The organism is Neisseria sp. P0019.S002 (assembly GCF_051957155.1).
Classification (GTDB): domain Bacteria; phylum Pseudomonadota; class Gammaproteobacteria; order Burkholderiales; family Neisseriaceae; genus Neisseria; species Neisseria perflava.
The window spans coordinates 1-647 of record NZ_JBQCWS010000033.1; the positions used below are offsets into that span (position 1 = coordinate 1).

Genomic DNA, 647 nt, shown 5'->3' on the forward strand with positions numbered 1-647 from the left:
TTTTTGTTTGTGGTGGGTGTTGGGGGTTTGGTGGGGGCTGTTTTTGGTGTGGGGGGGTTGGGGTGGGTGGGTTTTTGGTGTGTTGGTTGTGGTGCTGGTTGTGTGGTTGGGTGGTTGGGTTTGGGGGAGGTGGGTGTTGGGGGTGTTTGGGTGTGGGGTTTGTTTGGGGGTGGGGTTTCTTTTGTGGTTTGGTTGTGTTGGGGGGTTGTTTGGGGTTAGGGTGTTGATGGGTGGGGTGTGGGGGTGTGGTGGTGTGTGGGGTTGGTTTGTGTTGGTTGTTTGTTGGGTTTGGTTTTGTTGTTTGGGGGGTTTTGGGGGGTGGGGGTTTATTGGTTGGTTTGGTTGTTGCTGTTTGTGTTGGTTGGGGTTTTGTTGGTTTGTGGTGGTTTGGGTTTGGTGGTTGTGGTGGGTTGGTTTTGTGTTTTTTTGTTTTGGGTGGGGTTGTGGGGTGGTTTGGTGTTGGTGGTGGTGTGGTTTTTTTGTGTGGGGGTGGGTTGTTGTTGGGTGTTTGTTTTTGGGTTTTTGGTTGGTGTTGGGGGTTTTTTGTGTGTTTGTTGTTTTTGTTGGTTTGGTGGTGGGGTTGGGGTGGTGGGTGTTGGGGTTGGGTGTTGGGGTGGTGGTGTGTTGGTGTTTGTGGGGTGTTTGTG

1 protein-coding gene is annotated in these 647 nt (G+C 52.1%); it reads left to right on the forward strand.

What is annotated here, in order from left to right; genetic code table 11:
- Positions 1-43 precede the first annotated feature (43 nt).
- Positions 44-647, forward strand: a 604-nt coding sequence (locus tag ACTHTY_RS11370) for a hypothetical protein (protein ID WP_440367716.1), incomplete at its 3' end; no start/stop codon positions are given.